General features: G+C 65.0%; 19 protein-coding genes. 5 read left to right on the top strand and 14 right to left on the bottom strand.

The genetic code is table 11. The features are described 5' to 3' along the window. Positions 1–53: 53 nt before the first annotated feature. Both VFV96_15830 and VFV96_15825 read left to right on the top strand, forming a co-directional pair. Positions 54–473, top strand: a complete 420-nt coding sequence (locus VFV96_15830) for an ACT domain-containing protein (protein HEU5071873.1) — start codon at positions 54–56, stop codon at positions 471–473. A 28-nt stretch (positions 474–501) separates the two neighbouring features. Beyond that, the gene (locus VFV96_15825; protein HEU5071872.1) at positions 502–1068 is read left to right on the top strand and encodes a hypothetical protein; all 567 of its coding nucleotides are present in this window, start codon (positions 502–504) and stop codon (positions 1066–1068) included. Positions 1069–1083: 15 nt separating this feature from the next. On the opposite strand, the gene VFV96_15820 is transcribed toward VFV96_15825, so the two are convergent. Beyond that, positions 1084–3342, bottom strand: a complete 2259-nt coding sequence (locus VFV96_15820; GenBank protein ID HEU5071871.1) for an FUSC family protein — start codon at positions 3340–3342, stop codon at positions 1084–1086. Positions 3343–3350: 8 nt separating this feature from the next. Here VFV96_15820 and VFV96_15815 point away from each other — a divergent pair, with 8 nt between their 5' ends. Further along, complete coding sequence (locus VFV96_15815; GenBank protein ID HEU5071870.1) at positions 3351–4904, top strand: hypothetical protein; 1554 nt, start codon at positions 3351–3353, stop codon at positions 4902–4904. A gap of 9 nt (positions 4905–4913) precedes the next feature. Here the strand turns inward: VFV96_15815 and VFV96_15810 are convergent, their stop codons facing one another. Further along, positions 4914–5432, bottom strand: coding sequence for a TlpA disulfide reductase family protein (locus VFV96_15810; protein ID HEU5071869.1), 519 nt, complete (start codon positions 5430–5432; stop codon positions 4914–4916). Between the two features lie 148 nt (positions 5433–5580). Here VFV96_15810 and VFV96_15805 point away from each other — a divergent pair, with 148 nt between their 5' ends. Further along, the gene (locus tag VFV96_15805) at positions 5581–7128 is read left to right on the top strand and encodes an MFS transporter (protein ID HEU5071868.1); all 1548 of its coding nucleotides are present in this window, start codon (positions 5581–5583) and stop codon (positions 7126–7128) included. An 18-nt stretch (positions 7129–7146) separates the two neighbouring features. Here the strand turns inward: VFV96_15805 and VFV96_15800 are convergent, their stop codons facing one another. From VFV96_15800 to trpD, 12 genes are all read right to left on the bottom strand, one after another. Next, positions 7147–7698 carry a DUF4190 domain-containing protein gene (locus tag VFV96_15800; GenBank protein ID HEU5071867.1) on the bottom strand — a complete coding sequence of 184 codons (552 nt, stop codon included), beginning with the start codon at positions 7696–7698 and terminating at the stop codon, positions 7147–7149. Positions 7699–7775: 77 nt separating this feature from the next. After that, the gene (locus VFV96_15795; protein ID HEU5071866.1) at positions 7776–8975 is read right to left on the bottom strand and encodes a galactokinase family protein; all 1200 of its coding nucleotides are present in this window, start codon (positions 8973–8975) and stop codon (positions 7776–7778) included. Between the two features lie 61 nt (positions 8976–9036). After that, positions 9037–9315, bottom strand: a complete 279-nt coding sequence (locus VFV96_15790) for a 4a-hydroxytetrahydrobiopterin dehydratase (protein ID HEU5071865.1) — start codon at positions 9313–9315, stop codon at positions 9037–9039. A 41-nt stretch (positions 9316–9356) separates the two neighbouring features. Next, entirely contained in the window at positions 9357–9716 is a 360-nt protein-coding gene (locus VFV96_15785; GenBank protein ID HEU5071864.1) for a hypothetical protein, read from the bottom strand. A gap of 53 nt (positions 9717–9769) precedes the next feature. Beyond that, positions 9770–10618, bottom strand: coding sequence for a GYF domain-containing protein (locus VFV96_15780; GenBank protein HEU5071863.1), 849 nt, complete (start codon positions 10616–10618; stop codon positions 9770–9772). A gap of 18 nt (positions 10619–10636) precedes the next feature. After that, complete coding sequence (locus VFV96_15775; GenBank protein HEU5071862.1) at positions 10637–11134, bottom strand: NINE protein; 498 nt, start codon at positions 11132–11134, stop codon at positions 10637–10639. A 73-nt stretch (positions 11135–11207) separates the two neighbouring features. Further along, entirely contained in the window at positions 11208–11897 is a 690-nt protein-coding gene (locus tag VFV96_15770) for a hypothetical protein (GenBank protein ID HEU5071861.1), read from the bottom strand. A 2-nt stretch (positions 11898–11899) separates the two neighbouring features. Continuing rightward, positions 11900–12400 (bottom strand): DUF4339 domain-containing protein, encoded by a 501-nt coding sequence (locus VFV96_15765; GenBank protein HEU5071860.1) that lies wholly within the window; start codon positions 12398–12400, stop codon positions 11900–11902. A gap of 1 nt (position 12401) precedes the next feature. Further along, complete coding sequence (locus VFV96_15760; GenBank protein ID HEU5071859.1) at positions 12402–12908, bottom strand: CD225/dispanin family protein; 507 nt, start codon at positions 12906–12908, stop codon at positions 12402–12404. Between the two features lie 39 nt (positions 12909–12947). After that, positions 12948–13598, bottom strand: a complete 651-nt coding sequence (locus VFV96_15755) for a DUF4339 domain-containing protein (GenBank protein HEU5071858.1) — start codon at positions 13596–13598, stop codon at positions 12948–12950. A 93-nt stretch (positions 13599–13691) separates the two neighbouring features. After that, positions 13692–14165 carry a DUF2752 domain-containing protein gene (locus VFV96_15750; GenBank protein HEU5071857.1) on the bottom strand — a complete coding sequence of 158 codons (474 nt, stop codon included), beginning with the start codon at positions 14163–14165 and terminating at the stop codon, positions 13692–13694. Further along, positions 14162–15247: an anthranilate phosphoribosyltransferase gene (gene trpD / locus VFV96_15745; protein ID HEU5071856.1), complete on the bottom strand. Its 1086-nt coding sequence runs from the start codon at positions 15245–15247 to the stop codon at positions 14162–14164. The genes VFV96_15750 and trpD overlap by 4 nt, the downstream gene beginning before the upstream one ends. A 103-nt stretch (positions 15248–15350) precedes the next feature. On the opposite strand from trpD, the gene VFV96_15740 reads away from it, so the two are divergent. Continuing rightward, positions 15351–16358: an L-threonylcarbamoyladenylate synthase gene (locus tag VFV96_15740; GenBank protein ID HEU5071855.1), complete on the top strand. Its 1008-nt coding sequence runs from the start codon at positions 15351–15353 to the stop codon at positions 16356–16358. Positions 16359–16373: the final 15 nt, after the last annotated feature.

Genomic DNA, 16373 nt, shown 5'->3' with positions numbered 1-16373 from the left:
CGGCCGGTTGCTTCGGCGCGGTGAAACAAACGCAGGCGACAACTGGAGGTTTTATGAAATCAGAACGCGTGGACACATGGGCCGCATCCATTCCCGACCGGCCGGGCGCTTTGGCGGCCAAACTCAAAACGCTGGCCGAAGCGGGCGCCAATCTGGAATTCGTCATCGCGCGACGCGACGGGGCGCACCCCGGGAGGAGCGTGGTGTTTGTAACGCCGATTCAGGGCGCCAAACAAGTCGGCACCGCCGGCGCGGCGGGCTTCACGAAGACCGCCAGCCTGCATACATTGCGGGTGGAAGGCGCAAACAAGTCCGGGCAGGGCGCCCGCATCGCCGCGGTGCTGGCCGACGGCGGCCTGAATCTGCGCGGCCTCGCGGCGGCGGCCATCGGCAAAAAATTCGTCTGCCACATTGCGTTGGACACGGAGCGTGACGCCGTGAAAGCCGCCCGGATTTTGGGCGGACTGCGCTGAACGCCCACGCCGCACCGCGCGCATTCCCATGGCCGAACCCGCCGCAGCGCCACCCACAGAGCCGCGCGCCGACCGGAAAAACCGGCTGGCGCGCGTCATCCTGTTCAGCTTTCTGCTGACCTTCGTGGCCGCGCGCATCGTGGTGTTTCTGATCATGTCGCGGCAATTGCCCGACCTCTATGTGCATCTGGGCGGCACGCACATTCACCATCTGAATTACGGCATTTTCCTGCTGGCCGGGCTGGGCGGCTACCTGTTGTTCCGGCGGCCGCACGGACGTGAATTGACCGTGGCCGCGGCGTTTTACGGCGTGGGCCTCGGGCTGACGTTCGACGAGTTTGGGATGTGGGTGCGCCTGGGCGGCGGTTACTGGCAGCGTGCGAGCTGGGATGCCGTCGGCGTGCTGGCGGCCGCACTCGGACTCCTCGCCTACGCGCCGTCGCTGAAACGCTTCCGGCCGCGTCACTGGTGGAGCACCTTGATCACGGCGATCGCGGTCGTGGTGTTCTTCGTCATGCTCTCCGAATCGTTCAAGCACGCCCGGCGCGTCATTGGCCCGAGATTGAACGAACTGGAGGCCACCTCGCCGCCCTGATCCCCCCGGGCGCTCTCAAGCGGCCGCTGTCACGGAGTTCGTCTTCAAGGCCAGGCTCATGGCGTCAATTTCGGTGGCCACTTTGACCAACTGATTGAAAGCGAGCCCGGCGGACGGGGCCGGTCCGGGGCCTGGGGCATTCGGCCAGCACGCATCCACGGCCTGCACCGTGCCGGCGCGGGCTTCGATGGCGTCCGCCGGGGAGCCCGCCTCAATCAGCCGGGCCAGCCGCTCCAAGGCTTCGCTGACGATTCGCACGATGGCGGGCAGTTCCGGTCCGGCTAGTCGCTGGCGTTGGTTGAGCTGAAGCGCGAGCACGGTCAGTGCCCGGGTAATCCGCTGATTGTAGGCGGCCAGGGCGGCGGCGCAGTCCACGTTCTCCCGGCGCGCCGCAGGTTCGCCAAGCAGCCGCTGCAGGGAAGCGGCCGCCAGACTGTTCGCCCGCTCCGCCTGGCGCTTCTTGTGAACGGCGTCCCCTGTGAAAGGTTCCCCTGATTGCAGCCGCCGGCCGAGCGCGGCGAGATAGGCGTGATTCGCCCGCACGGCGCCGGCCATGATGGGCGGGAATTGCGCTCGCTCCCAGCGCGGCCAGAAAAACAGCGCCGCCAGCAGGGCCATGCCGCCGCCCGCCACGTTGGACAACAGCCGGCTCGCGGTGAAATCCAGGCGCACCGGCACCACGGCTTCGGTGATGAGCACCAGCATCAGCGTGACGAAGAACACCGCCAGCCCGTAACGGCGCCGCAGAAAATAGCCGAAGCAAAAGGCCATCAAACCGGCGAAGGCCAGCATTACTCCCAAGGGCAGTTTGACCCACAACAACGCGCTGCCCAGCAGGCTGCCCGCGATGGTTCCGACGATGCGCTGGGCCGCCTTCTGCCGCGTTGAACCGTAATCGGGCTGCAACACCACCAACGCCGTGAAGGCAATCCAGTAGCCGTGCGGCACCCGCGTCCATTCATAAATGGCCACGGCCAGCATCGTGACCACGCTCATGCGCGCCGCGTAACGCACGAGCGCGGGGTCAAGCTGCGGCGCGCGGTTCAACCACGAACCCAGCGCGCGCATCGAGAATCCGCCCAGCTCGGGCAGCCGCAGCGGAAAACTGTTTCCCGGGCCGGTGTGATCCGCGGTTTCCGCCAGGGTTTGCCGGATGACGGGCAACATTTCCGCGACCTGCGCCAACGCCTGCCGCGCCTGCGTCAGATCGGAATCCGCCACCGGCGCCTGCGACCAGCGTTCATCCAGCACCCGAATCAAGTGTTCACACCGTCGGAGCCGGACTTGCAAAGAGACGAACTGCTCGGCGCGGTGCGTGATCAGGGTCAGCGCCACCGAGCGCGCCGCATTGGCGAGCGCCCGCAACACGGAATCAATCGTGGGGCCGACGCCGGCAAACTCCGGACGCGACCGCAACGGCTCCCACGCCGTGCTGAACGCGGCCACGCGAGTGGCCAGCCGCGCTGCCAGGTGATGGGTGCTGTCCAGGTGGGTGAGAAATGGCGAAGGTTTCCGGCCGACGGCCGCTTCAAGCACCTGGCTGGTCCGGTCCAGCGTGGCGCGCAGCGCGTTTTCCTGGCTGGTTGAACTGGCCTGGCATTGTTCGCCCTCGTTCGTCTCCGTGCGCAACGCGGTGATCAAGTCGGAAGCGGCCACCCAGCTTTCGGCGACGGCATGGCGCAGGGCGTGTTGGGGACGGAAAAACCACGCCGCCACCTGCAAGACGATGGCCCCCGCGCCGCCCAAGGCAATCCAGCCCGCGAGCGCGGCGCCAGTCTGCCAGTTGCCCGGCTGCGAGAGCGCGATGAGAAACAGCAACGCCGACACGATGGCCAGGCTGGGCCCGTAATCACCGCTGAGATGCCGCCAGACGCCGCCCATCAAACCGACCGCGCCCATCATGAGAATCGCGCTGACCGGGTTGGCGCCCACGAGCGTGCCCGTCCAGGCATACGCGGCCATCACCAGTGTCATCAGCAGCAGAATGGCGAAACGCGCATGATAATCGCCCCGCACATCGGCCAGGGCGATGTTCTGTGCCGCCGTGGCCATGAAGGGCGCCACGCTGGCATGTCCCGTTACGAGGCAAACCATCCACGCCCCGACGAACGCCACCGAACTGCGCAACGCCCGGGCTACGTCCGTCTTCAGCACGGAATGCTCGAACAGGCGATGGAATCCAGTGGTAAGACGCGCGGTGCTCATGAACGGCCCACCGGCAATGTAGGGAAGAACAATGCCCCGGCAAGCGCGGCTGGCGTTGGTCTTGCTCATTTGGTTTTGTGCAAAACACGCTGCCTCTTCCGTGCCGGCGAAATTTTTGGCTTCTCGCGGTCGGCCTCAGCTTCGCCCTGACGAGTCACGCGGAGCGCATCAACCAGGAAGGGCGCATCCTCGGGCCGGTGCCCGTGGTGACCGACGTGCATCTGTTCAACACCACCAACGCCGACGCGGTGGTGTCGGCCCTGCAAATCCTGCCGCTCACCAATCCATGGAACGAGGACATCTCGCGCCGGCCGTTGCTGGCCAATTCGGCCGCCATGATCGCGCAAATCACCAACGATCTCGCCGCCAGCCGCCAGACGCTGCGCCTGTTCAAGGAAATGAATTTCGTGCTGGTGCCGGACGACCAGCCGCTGCGGCCCGTCGATTTTCTGGATTACCCGGATGAATCCGACCTCAATGGCGGCACGTTTCCCGTGGGGCAGTATCCGGTTCCGGACAACCTGCCCATTGAGACCTGGCCCTCGGAAACCGGCGGTCAAACGCTCGACCAATGGCAGCAAAATGACGATGGCAGCGACCGGCACGCCATCATGGTGCAGCCGGGCACGGGCCGCCTGTTTGAAACGTGGCGCACCGCGCGCACCGGCACCAACTGGTCGGCGGCCAACGGGGCCATGTTCAACTTGAACACCAACGCCCTGCGCCCGCCGGGCTGGACTTCCGGCGACGCCGCGGGGCTGCCGATGTTTCCGGCGCTGGTGCGCTTCGACGAATGCGAGCGCGGCATGGTGGAGCACGCGATGCGGCTGGTGGTGAAACGCACTCGTTACGGCACGAACCTCTACCCGGCCACGCATTACGCTGCGCCCGGCACCAACACGAGCGCCAACCTGCCGATGATGGGCCAGCGGCTGCGATTGAAATCCTCCTTTGTCATCAACCCAGCTTGGACTCTGGAGGAGAAGGCCGTGCTGCTCGGTTTGAAAAAATACGGCGCGCTGGTGGCCGACAACGGAAACTTCTTCTCCATCTCCGTCACCCCCGACGACCGCTGGCCCGCCGGATGTTTCGATCACCTGAGCACCCTCGGCATCACCAATTTTGAAGTGGTGCAGACCACCGGCCCCACCGAAGGACCGCGCTCGCCCGGCGCGCCGACGGCCAACGCCGGAGTGGACCAAACGGTGGTCGCCGGACTAACCGCGACACTCGCCGGCACGGTGACTTTCAGCAACCTCGCACCCACCGTGCAATGGACGCTCTACGCCGGCCCGGGAACCGCCACGTTCGGCGATGCACAACAAACCAACACCACGGTGACATTTGGCGGGCCGGGCCAATACACCCTGCTGTTGAGCGCTGACGATGGTGTGCATGCCGTGGCCCGCGATGCCGTCGTCATTACCGTCGCCCCGGCCATTGCGCTGGAGCTGCAACCCGCGGGCAGCCAACTGGAACTCACGTGGACCGGCGGCACGGCGCCCTTCGTGGTGGAGCGCAGCCCCAGCCTGTCACCCGCTGCGTGGGCGCCGTGGATGACTTCCAATGTGCCCGACGTGAGCCTGCCATTGGATGCTGCCCGCGCCTTCTTTCGCGTGCGGGGGCAATAGATGCGCCGGCTATTTGGCGGGCGCCGGCGCGGGTTTGACCGCCAGAATGTCGGCGATGACTTTTTCAGTAAGTTCGTGCCCTTGCAGCAACGGAAATCCTTCCCACCGGACGATGCCCTGCGGATCGATGAGGATGACGTGCGGAATGCCCGTCACCTGGAGTTCCTTCTTCATGCGCTGCTGCGGGTCGATGGCGCTGAAATACTCGATCTTGGGATCCTTCATCGCCTTCACCTTTTCCTCCGGCTCGTCGGAAACGCCAATGACCACCAGCTTGTCGCCAAACTTTTTGTGGAATTGGTTCAGCTCGGGAATCGCGCGCCGGCACGGTCCGCACCAGGTGGCCCAGAAATCAATCAACACATATTTGCCCTGCCGGTCCGGCTCGGTGGACAGCCACTTCTCGACGACGAACTTGGGCGCCGGTTTGCCGAGAAAGGATTTCGCCCAGAGTTGCTTTTCCTCCGCGCGGGCGGCAGGCAGCAGCAGCACCAGGGACAACGACAACCATAGCAGATGTGTTTTCATGGCGTGATGGGATTCGCTTTCACGTTCGGCCGAACGGGTTTTTTGTAAAGGTGAAAAACTGCCGGTCCGGCGGACAAACGGGATTTCCCGCACTTCGCCCTGTTCATCGGCGCGGACGCTCTTTACTGTGCGCCAGATTGTGAGCGACATGAGCCAGCCTCCCACGCCATCGCGGTTCCGCCAGTTCGTGGCGAAGTTCACCTGCCTGGGCAGTGCTCCGCGCGAGCTGTGGATCATCTACATCGCCTACATCCTGGAAAATCTCGCCTACAAGGTCGGCGCCGCCTCCGTGCTGACGTTGTGGCTGTCTTCGGACCTGGGCTTCACGGATGTCAAAGCCGGGACCATGATTGCCTCGTGGTCGGCGCTGATGACGCTGATCACCGTGATGATCGGTTCGCTGACGGACGCGCTCGGGGTGCGGCGCACGTTTCTGCTCGGCTTCGCGGTCTGCCTCGCGTCCCGCACGATCATGGCGCTCACCGTGGACAAATGGATCGTGCTGCCGCTTGGCCTGTATTTGCAGGCGCTGGGCATCGCCTTGATGGTGCCCGTGATGATCGCCGGCGTGAAGAAATACTCCAACGCCGCGCAGCGTTCGCTGGCATTCGCGCTGTATTACGCCCTGATGAACCTCGGCTATGCCGTCGGCGACTGGCTGTTCGACTACCTGCGCAGCGCGGGCGGACTGGGCGAACACGGCTCCTGGGTGCTCCCCTGGCTGGGCACGGAACTGAGCACGTATCGGGTGCTCATTCTGATTGGCGCGGTGTTCACGGCGCCGGGCATGGTGCTGGTGTGGTTCTGCCTGCGCGACGGCGTGGAGATGACGGAAACGGGCGTGCGCATCACTCCGCGGGCGCCCGCCGCCGCCGGCCAAAACATGCTGACCGCCCTGGTGACGACCTGCCGCGAGACGACCGCTAAAACGCTTGAAATCTTCGCGGGCCTGTGGCGGCAAAAGTCGTTTTACCGTTTCCTGATCTTCATGACGCTCGTGGTCGGCGTGCGGATGATTTACTACCATTTGTTCTACACGTTTCCCAAATACGGCATCCGCGAACTGGGCGAAGGCGCACCGGTAGGCCGGCTGAGTGGCGTCCTGAACGAACTGTTGATTCTCGCGCTGGTGCCGGTGTGCGGCGTGCTCACGGCACGGGTTTCCGCCTACCGCATGGTGACCGTGGGCAGCCTGATCTCGGCGCTGTCGGTGTTTTTCATCGCGCTGCCGCCCGCGTGGTTCAAGCCGCTGGCGGACGGCTGGCTGGGGGATTGGATCGGCCACCGCTGGCTGGGCGTGACCGGTCCGGTGAACCCGCTTTACATCACGATTTTTCTCTTTGTCGCGCTGCTGTCGGTGGGCGAGGCCATCTGGTCACCGCGGCTCTACGAATATTCCGCGGCCATCGCGCCGAAAGGCCAGGAGGCCTCCTACATGGCGCTCTCGATGCTGCCGTATTTCCTGGCCAAATTCTTCGTGGGCGGCACGTCGGGATGGCTGTTGACGGAATACTGTCCGGAAACCGGCCCGCGTCATCCGGAAATGATGTGGTTCATCATCGGTTGCATGGCGCTGACCACGCCGGTGGGAACCTTCCTCCTGCGGAAATACATCCAGGTGCAGGAAGCCGGGCGCGAACCGGAGATTCCCCGCTCCGAGGCGGCCTCGACCGAGGAACAAAAGACTCTGGGTTGACACGGCCTCAATTCCCGTTCACTCCGGCAAGGTGTGCCCGGGCACGGAGCACGTGGGCAAATCCTGCACCGCTCCGATGGTGTAGGTGCCGCCCTTGGGACAGACCAGGGCCTGGTAATTCGTTTTCAAGAAGGGCGACAACTCATTCCACGTGGGCACGGCGTCCTGCTGCTTTTCGCGCTCCAGCGCCCATTCCTGCTTCGCGGCATCGATCTGCCGCAGGTTGTTGATGCACCGGTTGCGTTGCTCAATGTTGCGGGCGCGAATGAAATTCGGCACCGCAATCGCCGAAAGCAGCAGCATGATCGGTATCAGCGCAATGCCGATGTAACCCGTGATGAGGCCACCCGTCGCGAGCCCTTCACCGGCCAGCACGCCGCCGGAGCGTTTGATGCGTCCGAGGGCTTTGTGCCCGCAAATCACCGCCGGAATGGCGAGCAACGGCCCCACGCACACCACGCTGAGCACCAGCGCGGCAATTCCCAGCACCAGACTCCATACGGCAAGCCCGCAGCGTTGCGACGTGGGCGGAGGGGCAACGGGTTTAATCGAAGGCGGCAGGGTGTTCATGATGGGAGGCAGCGTTCGTGCGTTTGCCGCATCTTTGCGCGTCAATCGCCTGATTCAATGAAAATTTTACCGCCTGCTCACGCCGCACCGTCCACGATCTGGCAGACGACGGGGTGGGTTCGGCGGCCCGTTCTGGCTTCGTAGGCCTTGGCCAGGTAGGTCATGAACGGCTCCGCCGCATGGTAGGCCACCAGATTGACCGTCGCACCGCCCAGCCCCAGCCCCATGGCCCGCGCGCCGAAGCAGCCGGCGTGCGCCCGAGCCAGCGCAACGAGCGCATCCAGTTCCGGCCCGCTCGCCTGCAACGTGTCACGCAGGCTTTCGTGGCTCAACGACAGGTAGTTGCCCAACTGCCGGTGATCCTCCTCGCGCACGGCGCGTTCCGCCGCCGCCACGCGCTGAATTTCGCCCGTGATGTGGCTGGCGCAGGCAAACTCGCGTTCGGTCAATTGCGGGCGGGCGGCGCGCAGGAGTTTGGGTTCCACGGAGCGCAGGGTTTTCGCGCGCAGTTTGTCGGCCGCGCCGCGCCCGTGGACTTGAATTTCGACGGCGAACGGGTCCGGCGCCATCCGCACACCCGAGTCGCATACGATCACGGCCGTGCCCACAAACGGCGACGGCTCGATGGAACGAAACCGGCAGTCGAGGTTCAGCACATTCCACTGCTTGCCCGCGAGGGACGTGGCCGCATCCACAAACCCCCCGCGGTCCGTTCCCAGAGAAGCCAGGGCCGCCTGCACCACTCGGGCGAAGTGCATCCGTTCCAGGGCCGGCAGAGGCGGCAGTTCCCCCCGGTCGTTGCGCCGGGGCGGCAGCGTTGCCCCGCTGTCGCCGAGCCCGAACGGAAACAATTTGCGCACCGCCAGCAGGGCCGCCACCACGCCGGCCGCCTCCTCGCCCAGGCCGAGTCCGGCCGGAATGTCGCTGTGAACGGCCACGTTGAAGCCGCTGAAGTGAACCTTGCGCTGGCGCAATTCCCGCAGCATGGCTTTGAAGGCGTCCGCCCACGGCGCCGCGGGCTGGGCGCGCAGTTCCGTGATCCAGAACCGCTCCGGGGCGCGATCAGCGTGAACCAGTTCGATGCGGCCATCCGTGCGCGGCGACACCGCCACAAACGCGTAACGATCCACTGCCGCGGTCAGCACCAATCCTTCACAGGCTTCCACGTGGCTGCCGAGCAGTTCCACCTTGGCCGGCGCCCGGGCCACGTGCGCCGGGCGAAATCCGAAATGCTGCTTGAACAGCGCTTGAACCGCGTGGTCGGCGAGGGCTGGCATGAAACAATGGACGAAGCGAAAAATATCTGGCCGCAGGACGCGCAACGGGTTCTGACCGACCTTACGCCAGCCGGTTGAACTTTTGGGCGAGCTGGAAATCCTTGGCGGTCAGTCCGCCTTCGTCGTGCGTGGTCAGCGCCAGCGTGACGCGGTTCCAGCGAATGTCGATGTCGGGATGGTGCCAGGCCTTTTCGGCGGCCACGGCCACCTTGTTCACAAACCGCAACGCCGCCGGAAAGTCCTTGAAGACGAAGGTGCGCGCAATCAGAGAACCCTGTTTTTTCCACTCCGGCAGCGACGCCAGAGCGGCCTTGATTTGGGCGGTGGTCAGCTTGGCCATGACCACAAAGTGCGGCGGGACGTGCCGGGTTGCAAGCGGCGTCAAAGCGGCGGCAGCCGGCCTTCCCGCTCGTTGCGCCGCCCTTCGCGCAGCAAACTGATGCTGGTGACCAGCGCCCACAACCACGCCAGCGCAAAAACACCCACGCCCGCCGCCGCCCAGCCGGGATGCAAATGCACCGGTCGATCACTGTCGATCAGGCCGTAGTATTGCTGGAGCACGTTGACGAACCACGCGCAGAACAACAGAAACCCCGCCACGGCGAGCAACAGTTGGCCGCCGCCCGACACCCAGCGCCGTCCGAGCAGGGAGCCCAGGCCCGGCGTGGCAAATTGATTGAGCAGGGCGAAGGTGCGCGCGCGCGCAGGCGTGAGGGGACCGTGGAGAAACGAAACTTTCACGGCCTTCACCCTAGCCCAGGGCACGTCCGCAGGACACGCACAATTCCCGGCGCTCACGGTGCGGTGGGCAGGGCCAGCCCCCGCGAAACCGGCTTGCGACCGAAGAAATCTTCATAGGCGTAGGCCTGCGCGGCGATGACCAGCGGAAATGCCACAAACACGCCGACGTAGCAGCACAACAGGCCAAGGCACATGATGAGAAAACTCAGCACCCACAGCCACAACACACCCCAGATATTCGGCCAGAGCACCTTCCGGCTCACTTCCATCGCGGGCCAGAATTCAAGCCGCTTGTCCATCAGCAACGGCCAGGTGAATGTCCACAGCGCCATCAATACGAGCCCGGGAATGATGCACAACATGAACCCGAGCGACGCCAGCAGGGAAGCCACCAACCCGGCGAGAAAGGTTTGCAGGAAGGCCACACTGAACGGCGCGAACAGGTCCTCAAACTTGGCGGACTCGCCCCGGATGCACCGCAGGAAAAACCAAAACATGCCGGCGTAGGCCACGCCGTAGAGGAACGGCACATTGGTCAACAACGCCCCCACCAGGCCGACACCCACGCTGAGCCAGAAGCGGTTGCTCACCAGCGTCCACGCGCGGCTGAAACACGCACCGGCGTCAACGACGGGATGCCGTGCCAGCACCTCGGCCACCAGGGCATCGGGATTGGGAGGCGCGCCCGCGGGCGGGTTTGACAAAACCGGCGGCGAACCGGCCGCAGTGTCGCCAAACAGGTCGGCAAATTCCGGCAGCACGGACAGCTTTTGCCATTCACTGCTGCCTTCGGCGCGAACCTGGGTCTGCCCGCCGGCCCGCCCTTCCCGGACCCACTGGCGAATTTCGTCGGCGGGAACCGGTCCGTAAGTTTTTCCATCCGCTCCAATGATGTGATACATGTTGCGTCCTCCCGTTGTTCAGAACCATTCCTTCCGGCCGTCCACGTAAACGCGGACGAATTCCTCGTCCGTTTTGGTGAGATAGATGATGCCTTCGACCAGCCCAACGATGCTCATCGCCGAGCAGGCCAGGAACGTAACGCCGCACGTGGCAAAGCCCAGCAGGAACCCGCCCAGGGTGACGGCGAGCATGATGAGGCCGGCATTGGTGTAGCCGAGAATGAATTTGTGCACGCCCAAGCCACCCAGCAACAGGCCGCAAACGCCGGCCGCGATTTTGTTGCTGGCGCGCGCCGCGAGATCCAGCCGCGGCGGGCTCAGGGTGGGCGGCGCACTGGGCCCGCCCGAAAACTGGTCGGCGAATTCCGGGAGCGTCGCCAGCGTCTGCCAGCTGGTCGCGCCAGCGGGTTGCGCCGGCGTGGCGCCGTTCGCCCGGCCCTCCCGAATCCACTGGCCAATTACTTCCCGGGACACCGGGCCGTAGGCCTTGCCGTCTGCTCCAATGATGTTGAACATGGTTGCTCCCTTCACGAGGTTGACTGCACTGAGCGCAATTTCAATAAACCCGGCCCGTCACGCCGGCCCAGTATTATTTCAACCCCGTTTTGGAACTAACGTTACCGTCCAATTGGCGGGCGGCCCCAAACGCCGCCCGCACATCCTGGCGTCTCAACACCAGGATCGTCACCCCATCAAACCCGAGCATCACCAAACTGAAACCAATGCCGGCGAGAAAAGTAATGGATGTGAACCCGTTGAACGAGCCGGCACGTGTCGTCAGCCACAGGAAGGTCTGTCCCAGGCCATAAAGCCCCAACGCGATGGCAAAGACCGCGTAATACTGTGCCAGACGCCGCGCCCATTCCCGCCGAAGGAGCAGCCCCGCACCGCTGACCAGCCGCACCACGACGCCGAGCAGCGCAAGCGTCTGGAACAGGATAAACGTGGGCGGAAATTGCCGCGGGTTGACGGAGTGCTGCATCAACGCGGACCAGGTGCCTATCTGGCGCAGCAAAATAAACAAACCCGCCGCCAGTGTCGCCACGCCTATGATGCGCACCGCCAAAGGAAGCCCGCGACTGCCCGCGCTGACAGGCGGTGCGGGCGATTGAAACAAATCAGCGAAACTGGCATGCGATTGGAGCGGCTGCCACGTCGTCGCGTCGGTCTCGCGGATTTGCGTGCCGGCTCCGGCGCGCCCCTCATGAATCCACTGCCGCAGCACGGCGGCGTCCACCGGACCGTATTCCCGGCCATCATTGCCGAGGACTTTGAACATGATCACCTGCCTGCCTGATGGCGCAGGAGCGCCGCGCCCACCGGCAATGCAAACAGCATGATGTTGCCGAGGCCGCAGAGCGCGCCAAGCACGATGCCGATCCAGGCATGCACCTTGCCGCCTGCTGCGGGATTGCGCCGCAGAAACCGCAATGCGGCCAGACCGAGACCAAAGGCCACCCAGCCGAGCAGCAGGCCGACGACGGGAATCAGCGCAAACACGGCGCAATAGTAGGCGCCCAGCGCCAGACCGTTGCGATAGGGGATGAGTTGCGCCAGGCCGGTTTCGACGGCCGGCGGCGGCGGCGCCAGCCGGGGCGGAACGTTGAGTTCGCCGGCGAATTCCGGAAGTTGCCCCAGCGTGGTCCACTCCGCCGCGTCTTCCCGTTTCATCCGGGTTTGGCCGTGCACCCGTCCTTCGCGAATCCACTGGCTGACTTGTCCTGCCGTCGCCGGGCCGTATTCGCGTCCGTCCGCTCCCACGAGCCTGAACGCGTCGTTCATTTCAGTGCATGTGTTGCATTCCACCGCTGGCCGCCAGGCCGATGATTTGGACGGCCACGACGATAAGGTTCAGCACCAGGCCCAGGCCGAAGGCAATCCAGCACCACATCTTGGCCTTGTTGGAACTGTCCTGCGCCCCGGCGAGATCACCGGCAGCCAGCTTCGAGTTCACCTGCGCCGCGTAAACAATGGCCGCGATGCCGAAGGGCAGGCAGCAGCACAATGTGACGAGAATGGACTGGACCAGATAGTTCGGAATTTTTGTGCCGGGAGGCACGGCGGTGGCGGTGGCTGGACTGATGGTTCCCGGCGCGCCCGGCGGCGGGGGGGGCGGCGGCGCGAACAACGTCGCGAACTCCGGCAATTGCCCCATGGCCGTCCAGCCGGTGCCGCCCTCGGCCTGCACCTGCGTCTGCGCGTTGGCGCGCCCTTCGTTGACCCATTGTTGCAGCGTTTCCGCCGAAACCGGGCCGTATTCTTTGCCGTCGCCGCCGAGAATTTTATACATGGATGGCCTTTCTTGTATTGGGACTGCCTCGTTTGGAGTTCAGGTAAACGCGTTCTTCACCTTGGGCTGGCACAGCACGATGATCACCCACACGCCCACTGGAAAGCTTAAAAAACAGACCGGCAGACTGCTGCCAAAGCACGGCACCAGACAAAGAATGGCCGCCGTCAGCACCAGGCCCCACGATTCCAGCCGGCGCAGCTTGGTGCCCGCATAAGCCACAAAGCCCGCCCACACGACGCCGAAGACGAGCGCGAACACCAGCCCGAAGATGAATCCCGCCTTCATCGCGCCGGACGACGAGGGATTGCGTTGCAGAAAATTTTGAAACATCGGATTGGTGGCCGTGCCCCCCACGGCGTAGAACACGCCCTGCCCCAGGTTCCAGAGGATGCCCAGAATGCCCACCACCGTCAGCGCCCAACCCGCCGGCTTGGCGAGACCTTGTGCGCCTTGATCCGCGCTCACGCCCGGCGTCAAACCAGGCCCGCCCCCCGTGCCAGCTGCCGCGCCCGCCGCTCCAAATACATCAGCGAATTCCGGCAGGCTGCCCAGCACCTGCCACATCGTGGTGCCCTCGCGTTGGACCAACGTTTCGGCATTGGCGCGCCGCTCGGCGATCCACTGCCGCAAGGCGTCCGCCGTCACTGGTCCGTATTCGTTGCCGTCACCCCCGCGAATCTTATACATGCTGGTCCTTTGTTCTGATTGAGCGCCTTTTACGCCAACTCACGCAGCGAGGCAAGCCTGTCGCCGCACTTTCTACCACCTGCGGCAAGCTTGTTAACCGGGCGGCAGTTGGAACATCGCCAGCGGCAGATTACGAACGATCCAGAAGACCATCAGCACCCCAAATGCAAACCACCCCCAGCGCGCCTGCACCCGGTGCGAAAGTGGCGGCACCCGCGGGCCGCACCACCAGCGGCGAATACCCCAGATCAAGAGGAACGGCAAGGCCACGACCACCAGCGGATTGAACCGGAAGGCCGTCAGAATTTCGCCGTGCAGGAGATGATGCACCGCGCGGAGGCCGCCGCAGCCGGGGCATTCGAGGCCCGTCAACCGGTGAAAGACGCAGGTCGGGTAGAAACCGTGCCGCGCCGGATTGAACCAGAACAACACGCCCAGCAAAACCGCCAGCCCGCCGCCCAGCGCCAACAGAATCCCGCGCACCGCCCGCGCAGACGGCTTGCCCGCGTCGATGATTGGTGGCACGGCCGCCAGCGTTGGTTGATGGTCCGGCAAGGATTCGTTCACGGTTGGATCAGCTCAGTCAGTTTGGCGATGGCGCGACCGTCGGCAATCAAAGTTTCGCCCAGCTCCCAGCCCTCGGCCATCGTCCGGCAACGCCCCGCCACAAACAGGGCCGCCGCCGCGTTCAACAGCACGGCATCCCGTTTGGGGCCGCGCTCGTCCCCGCGCAAAATGCACCGGGCGGTTTCCGCATTGGCCAGCTTGTCGCCGCCCACAAGATCGGAAAGCCGGGCGGGTTGCACCGGAAAATCGGCGGGGCTGAACGTGGACACCGCAAAGCCACGCTCCTGATAGAACTCGGCCACGGTCGATTCGCCCAGCGTGGAAAGTTCGTCGAGATGGCGGACCGACGCCGGAACGGCCGGCTGGCCAGCGGCGCCGGGTTCGGCGGGCGGGACGGCGCCACATACCACCATGGCCCGCCGCACGCCGAGCGATTGCAGCACGTGCGCGATGGGTTCGCACATGTCCGGCCGGGGCACGCCGAGCAACATGGCGGTGGGCCGGACCGGATTCAGCAGCGGGCCGAGAAAATTGAAGATGGTCCGTTGTCCGCGTTCCGCACACAGCTTGCGCGCCGGGCCAATGTGCTGGAAGGTCGGATGATAGTTAGGCGCAAACAGGAAGGCGAAGCCGCGCTCGTGGAGCCGCGCCGCCGCCGCCGCCGGGGCGAGATGGAGGTTGATGCCCAGCGATTCCAGCACATCCGCGCTGCCCGAGGCCGAAGTGGCCGCGCGATTGCCGTGCTTTGCCACGGTGACACCCGCCGCTGCGCACAACAGCGCCGCGGTGGAGGAAATGTTGAAGGTGTTCAGCCGGTCGCCGCCGGTGCCGACGACATCGAGAATCTCCCGCGTGCGCGTGCGCGGGTCGAGGGGCACGGCTACTGCCCGTTCGCGCAACTGCCGGGCGAAGGCCGTGATTTCGGCAATGGATTCGCCCTTCCGCGCCAGCGCCGCCAGAAAGTCGGCCTTCTGCGCGACGGCGAGCGCGTCATTCACGAGCGCGTCGAGCGCGGCGGCAACCTGCGTTTCGGACAGGTCTGTGCCGGCTTCCAGTTGGGCGGTGAGATTTGGCAACTGCACGGTTTGATTCTAGTTTTGGCCGGCGTTTCCCGGAAGCCGGAAAATCCAAGGCGCACGGCGCAAGTTGCGCGCAGGCCCAAATTCGCGCAGCCTGCGGCTGGCCATGCGCAAATTATTCCGCACAGAAATCCTGCCCACCCACACGCCGGCGTTGTTCGACGCGGCGGTGCTCCGGGCCGTGGCCCTGCTCCGGGCAGGCGAGGTGGTGGCGCTGCCCACGGAAACCGTTTACGGCCTCTCGGCCAATGCGCTGGATCCCGCCGCCGTCGCGCGCATCTATGACGTGAAGGGCCGGCCTGCGCACAATCCCATCATTTGTCACGTGGCCGGCCACGCACTGGCCCGGCGATGCGTGACGGCGTGGCCGCCGGCGGCGGCGGCGCTGGCCCGTGCGTTCTGGCCGGGACCGCTGACGCTGGTGCTGCCCCGGGCGCCGCTCATTCCGGAAATTGTCACCGCCGGCGGATCGACGGTGGGCATTCGCTGGCCGGGTCATCCGTTCATGCAGGCGGTCATCGCGGCCTGTGATTTCCCGCTCGCCGCGCCCAGCGCAAACCTCTCAAACCAGCTTTCCCCGACGAGCGCTGAACACGTGCGGAAACAACTGGATGGCAAAATCCCGCTGATCGTGGACGGCGGCCAGTCCAACGTGGGGATCGAATCGACCGTGGTCGATGTGAGCGACGTCCCGCCGCGTTTGTTGCGCCCGGGCATGATTCACGAAGAAGCCCTGCTCGCCGTCACCGGTGAACTGGCCATCGGCGGACCGGCCGGTGTTTTGCGCAGCCCCGGTTTGCTGCGAAAGCATTACTCGCCACGCGCCCGCCTGCGGATTTTGCGCTGGCTGAATGAGGCGGAACTGCGCGCCCAGCAGGCCGGCCGCGCGCCCTGTGGGCGGACCTGTGTGGTAGCCCATACGCACGTGCCCGGCAGCTCGGACTGGTTGCGCGTTGCCGTGGTGCCGCACGACGCCGAAGCCTTCGCACGTGCCCTGTATGCGGAGTTGCACCAATGCGATGATGCGGGCGCCGAGGAAATCATTGTGGAAGCTCCGCCTGCGACTGCGGAATGGCGGGCCATCAGTGACCGATTGACGCGCGGAGCGGCTTGAAGCAAATCGTGACGA

The organism is Verrucomicrobiia bacterium, assembly GCA_035765895.1.
Classification (GTDB): Bacteria; Verrucomicrobiota; Verrucomicrobiia; order Limisphaerales; family DSYF01; genus DSYF01.
The sequence above is the reverse complement of the archived record's forward strand: the minus strand, read 5'-3'. Positions and strand labels throughout refer to the sequence as shown.